17 protein-coding genes are annotated in these 18,530 nt (G+C 50.5%); 2 read left to right on the forward strand and 15 right to left on the reverse strand.

The window, feature by feature from the left end:
* Positions 1–135 precede the first annotated feature (135 nt).
* The 4 genes from celB to F3J37_RS11800 all read right to left on the reverse strand — a co-directional run bounded on the left by celB (position 136) and on the right by F3J37_RS11800 (position 3,699).
* Positions 136–1,488: a PTS cellobiose transporter subunit IIC gene (gene celB / locus F3J37_RS11785; protein WP_166933549.1), complete on the reverse strand. Its 1,353-nt coding sequence runs from the start codon at positions 1,486–1,488 to the stop codon at positions 136–138.
* A 193-nt stretch (positions 1,489–1,681) separates the two neighbouring features.
* Positions 1,682–2,998 carry a 6-phospho-beta-glucosidase gene (locus tag F3J37_RS11790; protein ID WP_166933551.1) on the reverse strand — a complete coding sequence of 439 codons (1,317 nt, stop codon included), beginning with the start codon at positions 2,996–2,998 and terminating at the stop codon, positions 1,682–1,684.
* Positions 2,991–3,332 carry a PTS lactose/cellobiose transporter subunit IIA gene (locus tag F3J37_RS11795; RefSeq protein ID WP_034823342.1) on the reverse strand — a complete coding sequence of 114 codons (342 nt, stop codon included), beginning with the start codon at positions 3,330–3,332 and terminating at the stop codon, positions 2,991–2,993. Before F3J37_RS11795 ends, F3J37_RS11790 begins: the two co-directional genes overlap by 8 nt.
* Before the next feature lie 61 nt (positions 3,333–3,393).
* Entirely contained in the window at positions 3,394–3,699 is a 306-nt protein-coding gene (locus F3J37_RS11800; protein WP_160832993.1) for a PTS sugar transporter subunit IIB, read from the reverse strand.
* A gap of 292 nt (positions 3,700–3,991) precedes the next feature.
* Here F3J37_RS11800 and F3J37_RS11805 point away from each other — a divergent pair, with 292 nt between their 5' ends.
* Positions 3,992–4,945 carry a MurR/RpiR family transcriptional regulator gene (locus tag F3J37_RS11805; protein ID WP_166933553.1) on the forward strand — a complete coding sequence of 318 codons (954 nt, stop codon included), beginning with the start codon at positions 3,992–3,994 and terminating at the stop codon, positions 4,943–4,945.
* Between the two features lie 87 nt (positions 4,946–5,032).
* Here F3J37_RS11805 and F3J37_RS11810 read toward each other — a convergent pair whose 3' ends face one another.
* The 10 genes from F3J37_RS11810 to F3J37_RS11855 all read right to left on the reverse strand — a co-directional run bounded on the left by F3J37_RS11810 (position 5,033) and on the right by F3J37_RS11855 (position 16,235).
* Positions 5,033–5,533 carry a fimbrial protein gene (locus F3J37_RS11810; protein WP_166933555.1) on the reverse strand — a complete coding sequence of 167 codons (501 nt, stop codon included), beginning with the start codon at positions 5,531–5,533 and terminating at the stop codon, positions 5,033–5,035.
* A complete protein-coding gene (locus F3J37_RS11815) occupies positions 5,526–6,128 on the reverse strand; it encodes a fimbrial protein (RefSeq protein ID WP_166933557.1) in 603 nt (200 codons plus the stop codon). Before F3J37_RS11815 ends, F3J37_RS11810 begins: the two co-directional genes overlap by 8 nt.
* Before the next feature lie 30 nt (positions 6,129–6,158).
* Entirely contained in the window at positions 6,159–6,929 is a 771-nt protein-coding gene (locus F3J37_RS11820; RefSeq protein WP_166933558.1) for a fimbria/pilus periplasmic chaperone, read from the reverse strand.
* A 51-nt stretch (positions 6,930–6,980) separates the two neighbouring features.
* A complete protein-coding gene (locus F3J37_RS11825; protein ID WP_166933560.1) occupies positions 6,981–9,494 on the reverse strand; it encodes an outer membrane usher protein in 2,514 nt (837 codons plus the stop codon).
* 14 nt (positions 9,495–9,508) lie between these two features.
* Positions 9,509–10,057: a fimbrial protein gene (locus F3J37_RS11830; RefSeq protein WP_166933562.1), complete on the reverse strand. Its 549-nt coding sequence runs from the start codon at positions 10,055–10,057 to the stop codon at positions 9,509–9,511.
* Positions 10,058–10,133: 76 nt separating this feature from the next.
* Positions 10,134–10,673, reverse strand: a complete 540-nt coding sequence (locus F3J37_RS11835) for a fimbrial protein (protein WP_034823335.1) — start codon at positions 10,671–10,673, stop codon at positions 10,134–10,136.
* A 534-nt stretch (positions 10,674–11,207) separates the two neighbouring features.
* A complete protein-coding gene (locus tag F3J37_RS11840; protein WP_166933564.1) occupies positions 11,208–12,602 on the reverse strand; it encodes an MFS transporter in 1,395 nt (464 codons plus the stop codon).
* Between the two features lie 150 nt (positions 12,603–12,752).
* Complete coding sequence (locus F3J37_RS11845) at positions 12,753–13,532, reverse strand: MrpH family fimbial adhesin (protein ID WP_166933565.1); 780 nt, start codon at positions 13,530–13,532, stop codon at positions 12,753–12,755.
* A gap of 289 nt (positions 13,533–13,821) precedes the next feature.
* Positions 13,822–14,910: a tartrate dehydrogenase gene (locus tag F3J37_RS11850; RefSeq protein ID WP_166933567.1), complete on the reverse strand. Its 1,089-nt coding sequence runs from the start codon at positions 14,908–14,910 to the stop codon at positions 13,822–13,824.
* Positions 14,911–14,924: 14 nt separating this feature from the next.
* Positions 14,925–16,235 carry an MFS transporter gene (locus F3J37_RS11855; protein WP_166933569.1) on the reverse strand — a complete coding sequence of 437 codons (1,311 nt, stop codon included), beginning with the start codon at positions 16,233–16,235 and terminating at the stop codon, positions 14,925–14,927.
* Positions 16,236–16,365: 130 nt separating this feature from the next.
* On the opposite strand from F3J37_RS11855, the gene F3J37_RS11860 reads away from it, so the two are divergent.
* Positions 16,366–17,274, forward strand: coding sequence for a LysR family transcriptional regulator (locus F3J37_RS11860; protein ID WP_166933570.1), 909 nt, complete (start codon positions 16,366–16,368; stop codon positions 17,272–17,274).
* Positions 17,275–17,281: 7 nt separating this feature from the next.
* Here the strand turns inward: F3J37_RS11860 and F3J37_RS11865 are convergent, their stop codons facing one another.
* Positions 17,282–18,325, reverse strand: coding sequence for a LacI family DNA-binding transcriptional regulator (locus F3J37_RS11865; RefSeq protein WP_166933571.1), 1,044 nt, complete (start codon positions 18,323–18,325; stop codon positions 17,282–17,284).
* Positions 18,326–18,530: the final 205 nt, after the last annotated feature.

An 18,530-nucleotide genomic window follows, 5' to 3' on the forward strand; every position in this document is an offset into this window, starting at 1 on the left:
GGGTTTGCGAAGTCATTATTGCGGAAAATGGAAGAATGATGGGCGGGGTTGATGTACGGCGGCCCTGCAAAAGCGTTGAAACTCTTTTGCAGGGCCGCCGTGCATGACGATTGGCGCGCATGGGCTAGCCGGGATCTATGAAACCACTGCACTCCCTGTCACAGCCTGATCCTGCTGCTCGCTTTGCTGCTCTTCACGATGCTTCAGACGATCCCAGATGCGGAAGAACGGATAATAAATCACCATCGAGATCGCCAGGTTAACCACCTGTAACACCGTGCCGGAAATGTGCCCCCCAGTTGCCAGATAGCCGCTGACAAATATCGGCGTGGTAAACGGCAATGCGATCCCGGCGGGTGGCGCGACGAATCCGGTCGTCATGGCCGCCCAGGAGACAATCACCAACACCACCGGCGTCAGAATAAACGGCAGGAACAGGTACGGGTTCATCACCAGCGGAATGCCAAACACCAGGGGTTCGCTGATGTTGAACAGCGCGGCGGGTCCTGCGATCTTACCCAGCTGTTTCATCTGGCGGCTGCGAGAGCGGATCAGCATAAAGATCACCAGCCCTAGCAACGCGCCGGTGCCGCCAGGCGCTATCCACAGATCATAAAACTGCTGCGTGAAGATGTGCGGAATCGGCTGGTTGTGCTGGAACGCTTCGAGGTTTTCACTCATGTTTGAGAGCCAGACCGGCTGGATAAACACCAGCACAATGGCATCGCCGTGCAATCCCAGCGTCCAGAGAATGCCGATCAGCAGCACCGAGAAGATCATGCCCGGCAGCGTGCCGCCAACATGATGCATCGGCAATCCAATCACGGTGGCGATCAGGTTGTTGATGTCGCCAAACGGCGAGGCTTCTACTGCCAGACGGATGATCAGCACCACCGCCAGCACGCAGAAGCCGGGCACCAGTGCGAGGAAGGATTTTGCCACTGCAGGCGGCACGCCTTCCGGCATCTTAATCACCAGATTGCGGCTGTGGACGAAGCGATAAATCTCCGTCGACATCAACGCAATCACAATGGCCACGAACAAGCCCTGGCTGCCAATCATCGAGATCGGCAGGACGCCGGTCACCATCTGTGCGGGCGCATTTTCGACTGGGGCAAATAGCGTCTGCTGCGGAATGGTCATCACAAAGGCCACTAACGCCATGGCACCGCTGGTGAGCGGGTCCAGTGTGCGGTACTTCTCCGCCAGACGATAGGCGATACCGAAGCTGGAAATCAGCGCCATGATGTCGTAGGTGGCGCGCACCGGATAGAGCAATTTGTTGCGCCAGGTGTCGCCAAACAGATCCGCCATCAAATGGCCCCACGCCGGAATCGGCAGGTAAGCGAAGATCAGGAAGAAACTGCCAATCAGCATAAACGGCATGTTGAGAATGATGCCGTCACGCACCGAGAGCACATGCTTTTGTCCGGCGACTTTCAGCGCTGCGGGCAACACATAACGTTCAATAAGAGTACGGTTGGACACAGGGCCTCCTCAGGCTCAATGGCGCAACAAAATGATAATAAGCGGTCCATTTGCACCAACGCTAGCGGCGGATAATTCGCGCTGCGAGCGTTGGTGCAGGTGACCTGACATTGCCAGATGCCCTCAATTGTGCAGCGGCACGGTTTATCGGGCATATCTGGAGCCGCATTCTCGCGATTGCACCGTTACGGCGCTATCGAGCCGATGAGAACTGCGGCAACCAAGGCTTGTTCAGGGTTAACACTTCGTCCAGCAGGGCTTCCGCTGTTGCGACATCGCCGACCAGTGGGTTGCCCAGCAGCGCCAGCAATGCCTGATTACGATCGCCATGTACCGCCGCTTCGATGGTTAAGCGCTCAAAAGCTTTAATCTGCTGTGTCAGGCCGTTCATCAACGGCGGCAACTTACCGAACACCAACGGATGCGCGCCCTGGGCATCCACCAGGCAGTTCACTTCCACCACCGCGTCATCGGGCAGGCCGTGAATCGAGCCGTTATTGCGGCAGTTCACCACCAGATTCTTGCCGCTGTTGTTGTGAATCGCGCTGATCAGCTCAACCGCCACTTCAGAGTAATAAGCACCACCGCGGAAACTCAGTTGCTCCGGTTTATGCGCCAGATGCGGATCGGCATACAGCGCGAACAGCTCCGCTTCGACCTTCATCACTTGCTCAGCGCGGGTGCCTTCATGACCGTTTTTGGCTTTCTCCTGCTCTTCGGCCAGCATCTGTGGCGTCTGCCAGTAGTAGCGATGATACGGGCAGGGAATGGCATTCAGCGCCCGCAGGAACTGCGGTGACCACGGCATATCTTTAATATTGTTCATGGTCAGCGACTGGCCATCACACAGTTGGTCAATCACCTGTTTGGTGACATCTTCGCCACGGCAAGTGACCTGATGCACCCACACCAGATGATTGAGCCCGGCAAAGCGCAACTGCACATCATCCCATGGCGCGTCGAGCATACCGGCAATCATATGATGCATATTCACCGGTACGTTACACAGGCCGATGATTTTGGCGTTGCTGTAACGCGATACCGCTTCAGTGACGATCCCGGCGGGATTGGTGAAGTTAATGATAAAGGCATCGGGCGCCAGCTCTTCCACTTTCCGCGCCACGTTCAGCATCACCGGAATGGTGCGCAGGGCTTTGGCAAAACCGCCCACGCCCGTGGTTTCCTGGCCGAGACGACCGTATTTCAGGCCAAGGCGTTCATCAGCTGCGCGCGCAGCCAGTTGGCCGACACGCAGCTGGGTTAGCACGAAGCTGGCACCACGGATGGCATCATCCAGCTCAAAGTGCACGCTGACGTTGACCTGCTCTAATCCCTTCTTCTTCAGCATGCGGCGGGTGAGGTCGGCAATAATATTCACTTTCTCCCGACCCGATTCCACATCCACCAGCGCCAGTTCAGTCACCGGCAACTGCGCGTAACGGTTGATGATTCCTTCGACCAGTTCCGGTGAGTAGCTGCTGCCACCACCAATAATGGCTATCTTAAGCATCGGTTCCTCCTGCCGCAGTGCGGCGGTAGAGTTCAATGATTTCGCCCGCCAGATCCTGCACCAGCATGGCGTTCATCAGGTGATCCTGGGCATGTACCAAAATCAGGGTGACGGGCAGTTTGCCGCTGCCTTCATCGAGACTGATCAACGCCGTCTGCTGTTGGTGTGCGCCATTGACGCTCTCTTTCGCCGCCATGAGCTGTTGCTCGGCAGCAGCAAACTGGCCCTCGCGCGCCAATCGCAGGGCGCTCAGTGCTGCACTGCGAGCGGCACCAGCCTGTACCAGCAGCAGCATGATTTGTTCTTCAAACTCGATAACCACTTCTTCGGACATGCAGAATCCCCCACAGCACAAGGCCGTGTTTATTTCGGTCAGTATGGGTAAAACGGAGGTATTACGAGGTGTGCAACGCCAGGGCGGTATCCAGCACCTGTTCGCCACGCATCATGCCGTAATCCATCATGTCGATGACGGCGACAGCTTTGCCTTGCGGCTCGGCGATGGCCGTCAGGCGGGCGGCTTCAAACTTCACTTGCGGGCCGAGCAGCACCACGTCGGCATCCGGCAGGATGCGTTCGAATTCCGCTACCGGCACCGCTTTGATATCTATCGTTAGCCCGCGCCCCTGGGCAGCGCTCTGCATTTTGTTGACCAGCATGCTGGTGGACATCCCTGCAGCACAGCAAAGTACGATACGCATATGATTTCCTCCTGTGATTTGTCGGGGCCATTTAAGACCTGTGTTATAGGTGGTGTAAATACCCTCCGGACAGACGATTTTCTGATGAATGGATAATTACATATTTTAAATCAATTGGTTATGTTGTGATTGTTTGTGAAAATATTTTTCATGACTGTGATCGGTGCTGTAATTTATCGTTAACATAAGTGGTTTTTGACGTCGCTAGCGCTGAAATCACTGAAAAAAAACTCACACTGAAAAATATTTTCATGCATGATGGGCGTTCGCAACGAGAGGATGTGGTGAGCGGATGGATATTGTCTGGCAACTGCGGCAGCAATCGGCACGCGCGGATGCGCCGGAATCTAAGCTGGCGCGTTTTATTCTGGAAAACCTGCACGTCAGCACGCAGGCGACAATGGAAAGTCTGGCAACGCAGGCAGGGGTGAGTCCTGAAGTCCTGCGCCGCTTTGCGGTATCGGCAGGCTGTCGCGATCTGGATGATTTCCTGCATCAGGTGCGCAAAGCAGGACAGCAGGAAGGGGCATTTCTCGATGTCATCCGGCAGCGCCAGTCATCGCTGAGCCAGCAGGAAAACCGTGTGGCGCTGGCAATTCTTAACGATATCGCGTTTGCCGCCTCGGCCACCATCGAGCAATTAGCCGGACGCGCCGAAGTCAGTGCGGCCACCATCACCCGTTTTGCGCGTTCTGTGGGTTGTGAAGATATTCGCGAATTGCGTATGCGACTGGCGCGTGCCAGTTCTGTGCCTTCAACCCCAACCGCGCAGGGTATTCCGCAACTGGAGGCGATTCATCAGGCGTTAGCCCAGCAGTGGTCATTGGCTGAAACCGCGACCTGGGAGCGGGCGGCGCGAATGCTACTTAAAGCTCGCAGCGTGCTGTTGATTGGTGCGGCAGGGCAGACCACGCCGCTGGTGGCCGAAGTACACCAGCGATTGACGGCGACAGGTCTGGCGCTGGCATGGATTCAGGACGATAACCTGCTGCGTATGACACTGAGCCGATTACAGCCGGATGATCTACTGCTAATCCTCGCGCCGGATGTGGTGAACAGCAGCGTGCTCAGCGCGGTGCATCATGCTCATATCCAAAAAACGCCAGTGATTGCCGTATGTCCAACGAAGCTGGATCTGGCGAGTCAGGCTGATATTTGGTTACCGTTGCCGGATGATCAGCAGGCGCGCAGCTATGGCATTCTCTGCGCACTGGATCGGCTGGAAACGGCGCTTACGTCATTTTAGTGCGTAGATTTCTGACATAAGAATGCTGCGATTATGCAGCATTCCTTGAAGCGGACCGAGTTAATGCTCCTCACCACTGAATAAAATTTATTGATATTCAACTGTCAGCATTGCTGTCGCAGAGAATGATCCCAGGCTAATCCCACCCGTACTGTTTCTCACTAAGACAGCTGTTAAAACAGGTTGGTCAGGATAGGTAAAGTTGAACCAATCATTAACGGGCACCTTAACGCCGTCATATTTGATCTCAATGCCCAGGTTATTCTTGCTGGTACTCAATAGGGTCGAGTTAAATGCAGCACCCGTGCCTGAAAACTGCATTTTTAGCAGTTTTGACACCGTTGCAGGGCATTCAAGTGTGTAGGATAGCGTTCTTTCATAATTTTTCCCGTTAATCGTCGAGGCGAGAATTCCTTTGCCGAAATCGACAGCAATGTCGTTTCCTTTGTTGAGATCACAGGGCGGCGCGAGGACTTTAACTTTAACGGTGGCTCCCACAGAAAAAGCATATACAGACTTAGTCGGAGCCAGACTCATTAAGCATATGGCAGCACAAGTGTATGCAAGTGCAGAGACCTGACTATTCATAGCTTAACCTGAAGTTTATATTGGCAGAGTAATTGCCAGCACTTAATTCACCTCGGGTACGTTCCGTAGTAATATAATATACGATCTGGCTATCATCAGGTTGCAATAACACTGGTTTGCCTTGTTGACCAATAATAACGTTATTGAATGATGCGTCTTTCAAACGCAAACCAATACCCTTAACGCCCTGAGCCTGGAAAAGCTGCGGGTTAGCAGCATCCTCTACGCCAGTGAAAGAAAATGACACCGCCGGTTGATGTGCGCTCCAGGCGACATTATCCCTTTCCCGTTGAGGGTCTGAAGCAGGACGCAAACAATCATGTAATTTTAGTGACACAGGAATTAATGGCCCCTGATCACCAACATTATGGAAGTTTGCGGTCGTAATATTACCTAAATTAATCGACTGATCGGCCGAATGCATATCTAAATAGCATGCGCTTTCAGTCAACGTCCCATAAACACGTAATACACCAAAGTGGCTCTCAAGTGCGCCATTTTTAAATACCGCGATGGCCAGTGGTGAAAATAACCAGGCCACGACGGAAATGCATATGTGCAATGTTATGCATTTTAGAGCGGGTTTCTTCATCATTAATTTTATTCTCTTGTTCAGCGTGCCCGGTTATCCGTTGTGCTGCGGATCCACATGACATTCATTTCCCTTACAGCTAAATATCAGCGAGGGCTGGCCACCGTAATCATTCACGTAAACTAACACCGGGTTCTTGCCCAATGATGATGCACTTCCTCCCAATGGAGCCTGACTGAAAGGAGGGATCATGATAGATTCGAATCCTTTAATAACGTTGCCTTCTTTTTTTGCGCTCGCACCAATCAAGGTAATGTAATAAGGAGTAGGGTTTTTAACTGTATATTTTTCCCCTGATTTTAGTAATGTCATTTTTTCCTGAAAAGGTGTTGCATGCTGAGCAGCCGCTGCTTCGGCCAAATCTGCCGGGCGATAGAAAAATTTGATCCGTGTCTGTAATGCAATCTGCAGGACATTAGGTTTGTCACTTTTAGGGGGGATCTCTCTCAAATTAAAATAAAAGAGCGACTCACGATCTTTAGGAAGGTGTTTAAAGGCCTCAGATGAGGTTAAAGCCTGGATTTTAACCTGGCTTTCTTCTTTCGGTTCGATGCGTTGAATGGGTGGAACGACGATAAAAGGACTGTTATTTTCAAGTTTTTCGTCTTTATCATTCTCAAGCCATCCCTGGGCGAGATAAGGCAGCGATTCATTTTTGTTACTGACCGTTAAGCTGACTGATTTTTCTGAACCCGGATAGATGACTCGCGTTCGGTCAAGAGAGACAGCTGCCACGGCAGATTGGATGCCAGTATTGAGTATTAATGTGATAACGGCTGCTTTTTTCAATGTTATTTTTTTCATGAGAGTTCATCTCTTAATTATTAAATGTAATATTTATAAGTGATTTTTTGATTAAACTTTAATGCAAGGAAGCAGTAAGTTTGTGGTTATTTCATTGGTTAGATTCAGTGGAGGCGTTATCGTGCACTGATCGGCATTGTTCCAGCGCACCGTCATCGCTTCGCCAGGCTGAATACCGCTCAGATAAACATTGCCATCATCATTGATAATGCCGGTTTCCTGATTTTTTAGATTAAATACGCTTGCGCCAAATGGCGGTGCTGAACCATCTTCAAGACGGACCGTAGCGATGGCTTTTCCACCATGGGTGACATTGAACGCGCGGTAGCCAATGGCACCTTCAGTTAAAGTACCTTGTGAAACGGATTTCGTTACCTCAATGTCATCAGCTAATTTATCGAGGTTGATTCGGATGCTATTACGATAATAACTATTGATATCCGTAATAACGGCTTTACCAAAATAGTTGGTATTGATCGAGTGACCGTAGCCAGAAACAGGCACACCTGCAACGCCATCGGTATCAACTAACATGCGTGTTCTACCCGCAACGCTGCTACTGTGAAATGCGCCACCATTTGGAGTGAGGGTTGCACCGCCTTGCAGTGACACACCTAATGCTTGATATTGACTCTCACGGTAACTCACTGACGTGTTTAATTGGGCGAGGCTGCCTTTGTGCGTGTAGTAACCTCCGATATCAGTATCACTGTTAGCCACGCCAGCACTAATCTGATAGGAATCAGCATCACCAATACGATCATAATAACTCACGCTATTGAGGTTATTACCTTTTGAGTAAGAGTTATTGTAACTGGCGGTGCCAGATTGTCCCCATGGTAGTGAAAATGACATATATACGCCTTTGTCATTGTTTTGACCCAATGCGCTTCGATATGCAGTTAATGACAAGCTGACATTTTTAAACTTCATCAAATCCATGTTTTTTGATAATGAGAAGTCATAGCGGTCATTTGCCTGCTGATTCCAATACGTCTGATGGTTGTAATTGAGATAAGTGGTAAGGTTTAGCGATTCGAATTGCTGGTTCAAAGAAACCGTGTACATTTCTTTGCTACGCCCGTTATCGACATTACCTTTTAAACCATTGAGGTAATCACCCATCGAACGAAAACCATCATCCGAAAAACGATAGCCAGCGAATGATACCTGGCTACCTGTATCCTCGAATCGTTTGGCATAACTTGCGCGCCAGGCATTGCCTCTCTGCGTGTCACGGTTATGGTCTTTTAAATTTGAGACAGTGACATCCGTGGATATTGCGCCCAGTGCCAGTAAGTCCCGGCCGACGCCAAGAGACAGGGCATGGTAGTCACCACCGCCCATTCCACCGGTGTACAGGGACCAGCCATTACTGATTCCCCATGAAAGTTCGCCCGTCGCGAAGAGTGGCCCCTCAGTGTGATGTGCGAAATTTGAAGGTCTGCCTATTGAGGACTTGTATCTAATCTGTCCTGGACGGGTCAGGTAAGGGATAGTGGCTGTATTGACCTGAAATTGTTCAATATTGCCATCCTGTTCTTCAATACGAACATCCAGATTGCCGGAAACGGCGCTATCGAGGTCCTGAATGCGGTAAGGTCCTGCCGCTACTTGCACCTCTTTAATGACGCGACCCTGCTGGCTGATAATGACTTTAGCGTTACTTTTCGCCACACCACTGATCTCAGGAGCATAGCCGCGTAGGTTCGGGGGCAGCATGTTGTCATCTGTCGCCAGACTTAATCCCGTGAAACGAAAGCCATCGAAAATCGATGAGTTCAGGTAGTCTTCGCCCAGCGTTAATTTGGCTCCCATTTTTTTTAATGCGCGATATGCATAGAACCGATTCCAATCCCAACTCTGCGGGGATTGTGTACCACCACCTGCAGTTTGGTGGTCATATCGACCCTGCCAATCCGCACGTACGCGCCAGGCACCCAGATTGGCACCGGTCGTACCATTACCCGATAAATTGGTATTGCTTTTGCTGCCTACCGAATTTTGCTTAATGGTCTGAAAGTTAAAGTTGTAGTCAAATAGCGCACCCGCTATGCCTTCTTCCCATCGGGCGGGGGGATCCCATGAAGAACTGCTGTATTCCAAAAAGGCTTGAGGAATGCTGATCAGTAACGTTGATTTGCCCAAATCTGCTCGCGTTGACATCCCTGCAACACTGTTCAGGTTTAAGCATTCGCCGTTATGCCACCATTCAAGCTGCGAAGAGAACTTATCCTTCAATCCCAGAAGAGGAATGAGTTCCTGAGTGATACAGGCTAAGGTTTCATTTTCGTTTTCTTCAGAGGCATAGAAATTGACCACGCGTTCTGGCAGCGTGATTGAATTGATGTTTATTGCGAGAGTGTATGCACCTGGTAAAATAAATCCCTTACGTGCAAACTGGCTAATGTCGATATTGCTACGATCTTTAAGATCCAGCACATCAGTATTGAACTGAATGTCTGAGCCAGCGAGCGTGATTCTCGCTCCCAGGATGCAGGAAAAAAACACTAATATGCTTATTAATAAAATGGCAAATGCATGCCAAAAAAAACGCATCAGCATAATAGTTTCCCTTTTTAATTGTAATCTATTCTAAATCGAAGTGTTAAATGTAGATCGCCTGAGCGAATGGTTTCTTTATTACCAACCAGGTTTAGTTGGTAGTTAAATTGCATATCACTGTCTAATTTGCTCTGATTGAGATGCTTTCCGGGAAAGGCTAAATTTCCATGGTGATCGCTAATCATCATTGCTATACCGTTTGCAGTTCCTGATACTTTAAAATGCCCCCCGTCTTCCTCACCATCGAACATGAGTTTAATCGTGGTTATTTCAGTTTGCTGTGTGTCATTTTCAAACAACATGCAACCTAACAAAGCGATTGAGAAGAAGTGGTTTGGCCCACGACCTACTTTTATTATTTCGCTAACGGGATGGTTTCCGATATTTATCGTCTGGTCGGGCGAACCTAAACTAATACTGCAAGCAGCTCCAACAATGGACCCTGTAATGTGCAACTGTGAAATGCTTTCATCCGAGGCAAAGGCACATTTCGCCAGCATCGATATATGTATGATGGTCAGTAGAATCACGGATTTAAAACTACTTGAAATCATACGCTCCAATGATTCGCTCCCAGTTTATCCAGTTGAAAAAAACTGCGACAACATCGCCGCAGGTTAAGGGGGGAGAAATGGCTGATTAGTTGTAGCTCAGCACGAAGTTAGCAGGTACCTGGAATGTGCCGGGAACGATGGTTGCAGTAGATCCACCACCCTTAACATTGGCGGTGAAGGTCAGGGTATTGCTGCCGTTAAAGACTTGCTGTGCGGCAGTTGGGGTATTAATTTTCACTTTCTCACCGTCATTGGTGAACATCTGAATTGATGCGCCTCGCGCTGTGCCACCTGTCAAAGCAAGGCTTTCTGGGTCATAAGAAGAGGTTGCGCCTGTAAAGCGTGCTGTGACTTTATCGTTAGTACCGGCAGTTGCGATAACACAATCTTCCAGTTCGATTTTAAAAATCTGAGGGGTTGAGCTACCCGTGTTGCCACTGTCTGCCAGCAGCACGTTAGAAATGGCACCCAGCGATACAGTTTGATCTAATGATCCTGGGGCAATAGAACACGGAGAATCAATGATAGAACCGGTGAAAGTCACTTTACCTGTGTTTCCTGCAGCGTAGACAGAGGAAGCAGTAAACAGGCTTAATACGGACAGGGCGATAATACACTTTTTCATTTAATATCTTCCATTTGGTTTGCCGATGTTTTTATATTTAAAACATGGTGTTCACTGATGCTTCATCAGAGGTGTAAGCGATGCATTACGCCTTTATATTGACGAAGTATCAGTATTTGCACACTGCTATCAGGTGCTCCTTGAATATGCAGGTTAGAAACTGCACGATTCATTTTCGCTCAGCCTTATGATTCTTTTTATTGGCGTCGTTGGAAGATATTATGAATAGCGAGCAAGCTGATGAAAATAAGATTTATTTTCTGATGATGTAGTGAGTGAATGGGCTATTTGTCAGGGATGTATTACAAATGAAGTGATAAGAGGATAGAAGAAACAGGATGTCGAAATTTTAATCTGAATGACCTATCGGTCCAATTGCTAAAAACTATAACATCGTAAGGTAGCGGTTAATGTGAGCAGCGTCGTAAATATTACGAGAACAGTTAATGATACTTATTAATAAGCCATGATTCTCCTGATGAGCTAACCATGAATAAAGCCGCCCACGCATTATCCGCGCAGGCAGTTTTATTGTTAACGGCTCAGCACCTGTGCTCCGGCATTTTTCTCCAGCCGCCAGACATCAAACAGTGACATCAGCACCAGCAAAGCTACACCCGCGAAAGCGATACGAATGTCACTCTGCTCAATGGCTGCATGATCATGCCACAGCATCGCCCCGCGCAAGAACAGGGCGGCAAGTGCAATGCCAGCGCTCATGCTGAACTGGAAGAAGATACTGAACACCACGGAGGCATCACTCATTTTGGCCTGTGGCACATCGGCAAAACCTAAACTGTTGTAGCAGCTGAACTGAAGCGAGCGCGACAAGCCGCCAATAAACAGAATGGCAGCAATCGCGAAGTAGCCAAGTGAAGGGCTAAGCAGCAGGCAACCCAACATTGCGACCAGGCTGATTAAGCCGTTCACCATTAGCACCTGACGAAAGCCAAATCGCTTCATTAGCCAGGTGGTGGCCGGTTTCATCGCCAGATTACCGGCAAATACCCACAGCACCATGGCGCCTGCCTGCGCAGCACTCCAGCCAAAGCCAAGCTGGAATAGCAGAGGAAGCAGAAACGGCGCGGCGTTTATCGAAGCACGAAAAAGTGAACCGCCCACAACGGCATTTCGGAAGGTATTAATGGTCATCGCACCGAACGGCAGCAGCGGTTGTGGATGGCTGAAGCTATGGCGATAGGCCAGAACGCTACTCAACACACCAATTAACAACAACGGAATACCGAGGCTGAGATGCATTTGCCCGAGCGCCTCCAAAGAGATAATCAGCGCGGTGCAGGCCGTGGCGGTCAGCAAAAAACCTCGTACATCAAAGGCTCTTCGTTGCTCTGCTTTAAATTGAGGCACCAGATAGGCGGTGGCGATGAGGGCGATAATCCCGAGCGGAATATTAAGCCAGAAGATCCACGGCCAGTGGCCATAAGTGACAATCAAGCCACCGAGTGGCGGGCCGAGGACGGGCGCAATCAAACCCGGCCAGGTAATAAAGGCGATGGTTTTCACCATGTCCTTTTTTTCGGTCACACGCAGCACCACCATGCGACCGACTGGCACCATCATGGCACCGCCAATCCCTTGCAAAACGCGGCTTAACGTGAACATAGGCAGGGTTTCACTGAGTCCACACAGTATCGACGCAATCGTAAAAATCAGAATCGCACAGGCAAACACCGTACGTGCACCATAACTTTCCGCCAGCCAGCCGCTCATGGGAATACCCACCGCCACTGCTAATAAATAAGCGCTGACGCCAACGTTAAGCGCTACCGGGCTGGCAGCGAAATCGCGTGCCATTTGGGGAATGGCGGTGGTGATGACGGTGGCGTCGAGGTTTTCCATAAAGAAGGTAACTGCGACCAGCAGTGCAAGCAGCAAAGTGCGGTTGCCTGAGATGCCATTTTGCGTCATAGCGCCATTCCTTTCTCTTCCGTGCGAATCAGGATTAGGGAGAGAATAGTTTCGGGCGCAATCGTTTTCTATGCAAGTTTAACGATAAAAACCCGGCAATTGCCGGGCAGTGAGAATAGGGGGCTAGATGCAGTTTTCATAAAAGCGACATTAAGGAAGGTTGATCACTATGGTGCCGCTGCCGCTCTTATCTCCGGGTGTTGGATTGGTTGCTTTTAATGTAGAGGCCACGGTGTGAGTGGAGGTGCCGCTGGGCAGGGAAATGGAGCCCGAACTACGGCCATCAAAGGTGAGTGTTGAAGTGACTCCGCCACCCAAATTTATAGTGCCACCCAGACTGGCGATAGTGGCTGATGTGGCGCGGTTGCAGTTCACATTGATGGAAACACTGTCCTCCTTGCCATTGACCTTGTCAGCCTGAAGCGTGCCGTGATCAATGTTCGGTGAGCCTGAGAAAGAACAACTGGTGGGTATAGGCGGGGCCGAGGCCGTGCGGCAAACCGTGCCAGGCTGATTTTGATAGTCAATGCCGGGAAAATATCCGGCGAGTGCACCGTTACCACCAACACACACTGTATAGGGTGCTCGCCCAGAGGAACGATAAGTCACAGTGCCACTTGCAGGGTGAGTTCTTAAAAATACATTATTTGCCTCTGACCATGTCGCTCTGGTAGAGACGGAAACATATCGTGTTGCCACTATAGCAGTCCCCGTACCGTCACTGTTGTCTGTTACCCAAATGCCAAACCAACAACTCGATCCTCCCGTTCTGCAGACAGGACCCGTGGTGGGATTTCCACCCGATGCACTGTAGCTATAGGTAATGTTTCTACTTAAATCATATTGTGCACTTGTAATACTGATTACTGCATGGGTATTAGATGAAAAGGTGAGAAAGAGTATGGCAAGTAAATAAAATGACTTTTTCATTTTCTTCCTGAAAAATTTCTGGCCGATTGTAAGGAAAACAAGATTGGATTTTGAATTTTAAGGTGTTTTTAGCGCTGTTTATTTTGATCTCTTTTAGATCAATGAATCTATCAGTCTAAGATTTTGATGAGGTAATAACTTTCTTCATATTATGTAATCACTCCCCTACAGCTCACTAGAGCTTAGACTGATTTTAAAAGTAAGAGAATGATATCGGTTCTGGTAGGGTACTAACTTTCATTCATTAAAAGAGATCCCGAAGGATCTCCCTATATTCCCATTCCCAACTTTATACCGTCTCGGCCACCTTTGCTCTGGCTTCAATAAACTGCACCACGGCGCGGGTCACATCAGCGGTATTAGCCGTACCACCGACATCCGGCGTCAAAATCCCTTTCTCACACACGTATTCAATCCCAGCCATGATCAACGCTGCCGCATTATGTTCGCCCAGATGTTCCAGCATCTGCACCGCTGTCCAGAAGGTCGCAATCGGGTTGGCGATGCCTTTGCCGGTAATATCAAATGCTGAGCCATGAATCGGTTCGAACATCGACGGGAAGCGGCGTTCCGGATCGATGTTAGCCGTCGGGGCCACGCCCAGACTGCCCGCCAGTGCACCGGCCAAATCGGAGAGGATGTCGGCATGCAGGTTGGTGGCAACGATGGTATCCAGCGTCTGCGGATGCAGCGTCATGCGGTGCGTCATCGCATCGACCAGCATTTTGTCCCACTGCACATCCGGGAACTCCAGCGCCACTTCAGCGGCAATCTCATCCCACATCACCATGCCGTGACGCTGGGCGTTGGATTTGGTCACCACGGTCAGCAGTTTACGCGGACGCGACTGCGCCAGTTTAAAGGCATAACGCATGATGCGGGTGACACCAACGCGCGTGAAGATCGCCACTTCAGTGCCCACTTCTTCCGGCAAGCCACGATGCGCACGGCCGCCGTTGCCAGAGTATTCGCCCTCAGAGTTTTCACGCACAATAACCCAATCGAGATCGCCCGGGCCGCGATTGCGCAGCGGCGAGGTCACGCCCGGCAGGATCTTAGTTGGACGCACGTTGGCGTACTGGTCGAAGCCCTGGCAAATCGGCAGACGCAGGCCCCACAAGGTGATGTGGTCTGGCACATCCGGTGCACCTACCGCGCCGAAGTAAATCGCATCGAATTTTTTCAGCGTGTTCAGGCCATCTTCGGGCATCATCACGCCATGCTGTTTGTAGTAATCCGAACCCCAGTCAAAAGTTTCAATATCAAACTTCAGTTGTTCATCATGACGCGCCACAGCGTGCAACACTTCCACGCCTGCCGAAATCACTTCCGGACCGATACCGTCAGCGGGAATAGCGGCAATTTTGTAATTACGCATGGTTACTTCTCCAGTCAATGAGTGTGAGGATGAGGAATCTCTGCCGTTTGCGGCTTATTCGCCCCGGCAGAAAGAATCAGGACAATCAGGGCGGAAAGCGCCAGTAACCCGGCGACAAAATAGAGGCCCCAGGTGTAGCTGCCGGTTTGCTGGCGGATGATGCCTATCACCATTGGGCCGGCAAAACCGCCGAGGTTGCCGATAGAGTTAATGGTGGCGATGCCCGCTGCCGCTGCCGGGCCACTGAGGAACAGCGTTGGCATGCTCCATAACGGCGGTTTCGAGGCGCTGATTCCCACGGTCACCAGCGTCAGGGCGACGATCACGGCAAACAGCGTGCTGACGTTACCGGCATAAATCAGTCCTGCCGCCGCCAGCAAGCAGGCACCAATTACATGCCAACTGCGCTCTTTGGTGTGGTCGGAATGACGTGCCCACAGGATCATGGCGATGACGCCGATCACGGCCGGGAAGGCGTTGAGGAAACCGATCTCCAGCGAGGAAGCGCCAAAGCTGCGAATGATTTGCGGTGACCAAATGCCGAGCGTATACAACCCGGCGGAGGTGCCGAAGTAGACCAGCGCCAGAGCCAGCACACGCTTATCGGCCAGCCCACGCCATGCGCTGCTGTGACTCTGTTTAGCCGCCCGCGCATGCTCTTCAGCCTGCATGGTGTTCTCCAGCCACGCGCGCTCTTCGTCAGTCAGCCATTTGGCTTTAGCCGGGCGGTCAGTAAGGAAGAACAGGACCACCACGCCGAGCACCAGGGCGGGAATCGCCTCCAGCACAAACATCCACTGCCAGCCTGCATAGCCGAGCCAGCCGTGCATCTCCAGCAAGGCGGCAGAGAGGGGCGATCCCAGTGCGGTCGAGAGTGGCGCCGCGGCCATGAAAATGGCCGTGACCTGCGCCCGTTTTGCTGCCGGGAACCAGTAGCTGAGATAGAGGATGATACCGGGGAAGAAACCGGCTTCTGCCACACCGAGCAGGAATCGCAGGGTGTAGAAACTGGTGGTGCCTTGCACGAAGGCCATGCAGCCGGAGACCAATCCCCAGGTGATCATCACACGGGCAATCCAGATACGCGCACCCACTTTATGCAGAATTAAGTTCGAGGGGACTTCAAATAAAAAATAACCGAGGAAAAAGATCCCGGCGCCCAAACCAAATACCGTGGGCGAGAATCCTAAATCCTGATTCATGGTTAACGCGGCAAAACCAATGTTGACGCGATCGAGAAAAGCGATGAAATAGAGCAGCATGATGAAGGGCACAATGCGTAACGTCACTTTACGCATCACCCTTTTTTCGAGGTGAGAGTTCATATTAAAGTGCTCCAGATTGTGTAGGGTAGTGTTATTTTTTTGTCATCGAGTTCAGTATGCAGTTTTGACTTGGCGAATCATTAATCGTGGATTATATAAAGTATTTGAATAATCGAATGGCGAGGAAAATGTGGATATAAATCAACTGCGTTGTTTTGTGACAGTGGGTAAAGAACTCCATTTCGGCCGGGCGGCCCAAAGACTGGAAATGATGCCTGCGTCACTTTCTCGCTTCATCCGAATACTCGAAGAGGACCTGGGCGTGCGCTTATTGAACCGATCAACGCGCAATGTTTCATTAACAGCGGAAGGGGCGATATTTTTTGATGAAGCCAGTAAACTTATCGATCAATTTGATGCCCTGGCGCGTAGATTTAAATCAGGATTAAAAGATGAGCGTCGTACATTACGTATTGGCGCAATTGATAGTGCGGCGCGTGGATTAGTGCCCGCCTTGTTAAACTTATTTGTTCCCCTTTATCCCACCAGTGATATTCATATTATTGAAGATAAGACCATTAATCTGATTCCGAAGTTAAAATCAGGCTGGCTGGATATGATTATAATTCGTGCGCCACAGGTGATGGATGCATCATTGGCCATCCGTTTTATCACGCGCGAAAGCTGCGTACTGGCAGTGCCGTTGAATCATCCACTGGCCAGCCGATCGCACGTGGCCGTCGAGGATTTTCAGCATGAAGCGATGATTATTCCCGACCGACGTACCCGACCACACAGTCACGATCTCACCATGAGTTTGTTTAAACTGGCGGGATTAACGCCTCACATCGCGCAGTTTGCTGAAGAGAAGCAGACCATTTTGAGTCTGGTCAGCGCGGGATTGGGCCTGGCGGTGGTGCCAGCATCCTATCGCACCATGAACAGCGACAGCGTCAGCTATATCCCGCTGGAGCTGCCAGAGCAAATAAAGGGCCTGCCGCTGAGTATTGCCTGGCAAAAAGGCAATGAAGATGATTATTTACGTGAGATGCTGCGCCTGTTAAATGACAATAAGCGCGAACTTACGCAAAAACTTTAATTGTTAGTTAACTAAACTCCGATTCCGGCGGGCAGTTCTCGCGAATATAAATATTAAACGGCGTATAGCTCCCAGGGGATTTATCGCTTTCCAGCCGATTAAAATGCACCGCAATAATCTCCAGCGCACGTCGCGCTTCTTCGTGCGGATTCTGATCGATAATCACATCAATCACCCCTTCGCGCAGCATGCGGCGACGTTCAGTGGTGAGTTCATGGGTGATCAACACCATCTGTTGCTCCAGTCCGAGAGATCTTATTGCCTGGGTAATATTGGTGTTGCCCGCTGAAACATTATAAATGCCACGAATATTCGGATTGTTTTGCAATGCGCGGCGCACCACTTCGCCCGCCCGCGTTTGGTCCTCGCCGCTTTCCAGCGTCTCGCTGATGGCAAACTGCGGGAAGCGTTCTCGCAGCACCGAGCGGAATCCCATCTCTCGCTCCTCGTGCCCGATCATGTGCTGCATCCCCAATACCACCAGCACTTCACCGCCCTGGCTGCCGCAAAATCGGCCCATTAATTCCCCGGCGGCGCGGCCCATCTGACGGTTGTCCGGCCCTACATAGGCAATGCGCCCGCTGGTTGGGATGTCCGTAACCAGCGTTACCACCGGCGTTTTGGTGGAAATCTGTCGTAGCGCCTCTGCGACATCAGGATCATTAGGGCACACCACAATCATCGCGTCATTCACCGAAGCAATCTGATGAATCTGTTTGATGGTGCCCTGTGGTTTAGTCAGGTCGAGATAGTGAATAAAGCAGTTGAGGCGCATATCCGACAGAGTGGCGCCAATATCGGCGAACGCATTGCGCAGCCCGCGATAAAACGGATTCTTCGGTGATTGCATCAATACCGCCACGCGCAGCATCGGCAAATAGCCGCGAAACAGCACGCGATCGACGTTGAGCTTGTTGGCCCACTCCAGCACTTTGGCTTCCCTGGCGGGCGAGACGCCGCCACGTCGATTCATCACCCTGTCCACGGTACTCAAACTGACGCCCGCTGCTGCAGCGATCTGATCCAACGTGGTTTTCTTGATATCGCTCACATTAACCGTCCATTTTGATGGGAACCCCTCATTGAGTGAATGTTTACCGCCAATTCTGCATTTGATCAAGATTTCAGCATCAATTAATTTCAAAGGGTGATGTGCGTAGAGTTTATTTAAAGATTCAGTGAATTTTTAAGGCTAATAATCAGCGCAGCAACCTGTATTTATTTAAAGAGTAAAGATAAAAGCGCGTTAATTATTC

This window comes from Candidatus Pantoea communis (genome assembly GCF_011752685.1).
GTDB classification, from domain to species: domain Bacteria; phylum Pseudomonadota; class Gammaproteobacteria; order Enterobacterales; family Enterobacteriaceae; genus Pantoea; species Pantoea communis.

Excerpts from the sequence above, each read along its gene's own strand:
- F3J37_RS11790 (WP_166933551.1), bottom strand. The coding sequence starts at position 2,998 with ATGCTTAAGATAGCCATTATTGGTGGTGGCAGCAGCTACTCACCGGAA.
- F3J37_RS11795 (WP_034823342.1), bottom strand. The coding sequence starts at position 3,332 with ATGTCCGAAGAAGTGGTTATCGAGTTTGAAGAACAAATCATGCTGCTG.
- F3J37_RS11800 (WP_160832993.1), bottom strand. The coding sequence starts at position 3,699 with ATGCGTATCGTACTTTGCTGTGCTGCAGGGATGTCCACCAGCATGCTG.
- F3J37_RS11805 (WP_166933553.1), top strand. The coding sequence starts at position 3,992 with ATGGATATTGTCTGGCAACTGCGGCAGCAATCGGCACGCGCGGATGCG.
- F3J37_RS11810 (WP_166933555.1), bottom strand. The coding sequence starts at position 5,533 with ATGAATAGTCAGGTCTCTGCACTTGCATACACTTGTGCTGCCATATGC.
- F3J37_RS11815 (WP_166933557.1), bottom strand. The coding sequence starts at position 6,128 with ATGATGAAGAAACCCGCTCTAAAATGCATAACATTGCACATATGCATT.
- F3J37_RS11820 (WP_166933558.1), bottom strand. The coding sequence starts at position 6,929 with ATGAAAAAAATAACATTGAAAAAAGCAGCCGTTATCACATTAATACTC.
- F3J37_RS11825 (WP_166933560.1), bottom strand. The coding sequence starts at position 9,494 with ATGCTGATGCGTTTTTTTTGGCATGCATTTGCCATTTTATTAATAAGC.
- F3J37_RS11835 (WP_034823335.1), bottom strand. The coding sequence starts at position 10,673 with ATGAAAAAGTGTATTATCGCCCTGTCCGTATTAAGCCTGTTTACTGCT.
- F3J37_RS11840 (WP_166933564.1), bottom strand. The coding sequence starts at position 12,602 with ATGACGCAAAATGGCATCTCAGGCAACCGCACTTTGCTGCTTGCACTG.
- F3J37_RS11845 (WP_166933565.1), bottom strand. The coding sequence starts at position 13,532 with ATGAAAAAGTCATTTTATTTACTTGCCATACTCTTTCTCACCTTTTCA.
- F3J37_RS11850 (WP_166933567.1), bottom strand. The coding sequence starts at position 14,910 with ATGCGTAATTACAAAATTGCCGCTATTCCCGCTGACGGTATCGGTCCG.
- F3J37_RS11855 (WP_166933569.1), bottom strand. The coding sequence starts at position 16,235 with ATGAACTCTCACCTCGAAAAAAGGGTGATGCGTAAAGTGACGTTACGC.